At 62.4% G+C, this 1435-nt stretch carries 1 protein-coding gene; it reads left to right on the top strand.

Annotation, left to right across the window (positions count from 1 at the left end; all coding sequences use genetic code 11):
* Nucleotides 1–1435, top strand: a 1435-nt coding sequence (locus ACCI51_RS19385) for a hypothetical protein (protein WP_371845077.1), incomplete at both ends; no start/stop codon positions are given.

Here is a 1435-nt window from a genome sequence, read left to right as displayed (position 1 = left end):
CGCGTTCAACGCCGACGCCGATCAAGTCACCGTCGACAGCATGGTGTTTGCCAACCTCACCAGCATCGACGCCAGCGGCAGTGCCGATAGTGTCAGTGGCGGTATCAATCACGGCTGGGCCCTGACCGACCAAACCAATCAGGTGGTACACAACGGGGTCACCATTACCGGCGCGGAATCTTTGAGCGCTGGTAACGGCCGCCTGAGCAGCAGCGAGGATGACCGTTACGCCTTCAACGCCGACGCCGATCAAGTCACCGTCGACAGCATGGTGTTTGCCAACCTCACCAGTATTGCCGCCAGCGGCAGCGCCGACAGTGTCAGCGGCGGTGCCAACCACGGCTGGAGCCTGACCGCCACGGCCAATCAGGTGGTGCACAACGGTGTCACCATTACCGGCGCGGAATCCCTGAGTGCAGGCAATGGCCGCCTGAGCAGCAGCGAGGATGACCGTTACGCCTTCAACGCCGACGCCACCGCAGTCACCGTCGACAGCATGGTGTTCGCCAACCTCACCAGCATCACGGCCGGCGGCAGTGCCGATAGTGTCAGTGGCGGCATCAATCACGGCTGGGCCCTGACCGACGAAACCAATCAGGTGGTACACAACGGGGTCACCATTACCGGCGCGGAATCCCTGAGCGCTGGTAACGGCCGCCTGAGCAGCAGCGAGGATGACCGTTACGCCTTCAATGCCGACGCCACCGCAGTCACCGTCGACAGCATGGTGTTCGCCAACCTCACCAATATTGCCGCTAGTGGCAGTGCCGATAGTGTCAGTGGCGGCATCAATCACGGCTGGGCCCTGACCGATCAAGCCGACCAAGTGGTGCACAACGGGGTCACCATTACCGGCGCGGAATCCCTGAGCGCAGGTAATGGCCGCCTGAGCAGCAGCGAGGATGACCGTTACGCGTTCAACGCCGACGCCGATCAAGTCACCGTCGACAGCATGGTGTTTGCCAACCTCACCAGTATTGCTGCCAGCGGCAGCGCCGACAGTGTCAGCGGCGGTGCCAACCACGGCTGGGCCCTGACCGACGTCGAGAACCAAGTGGTGCACAACGGCACCATCATTACCGGCGCGGAATCCCTGAGTGCAGGCAATGGCCGCCTGAGCAGCAGCGAGGATGACCGTTACGCCTTCAACGCCGACGCCACCGCAGTCACCGTCGACAGCATGGTGTTCGCCAACCTCACCAGCATCACGGCCGGCGGCAGTGCCGATAGTGTCAGTGGCGGCATCAATCACGGCTGGGCCCTGACCGACCAAACCAATCAAGTGATACATAACGGCGTCACCATTACCGGCGCGGAATCTTTGAGCGCTGGTAACGGCCGCCTGAGCAGCAGCGAGGATGACCGTTACGCGTTCAACGCCGACGCCACCGCAGTCACCGTCGACAGCATGGTGTTCGCCAACCTCACCAGCATC

It is taken from the genome of Microbulbifer echini, from assembly GCF_041447225.1.
Taxonomy (GTDB): Bacteria; Pseudomonadota; Gammaproteobacteria; order Pseudomonadales; family Cellvibrionaceae; genus Microbulbifer; species Microbulbifer echini.
Note: the sequence above shows the minus strand (reverse complement) of the source record. Positions and strands in the feature narration are given on the sequence as shown.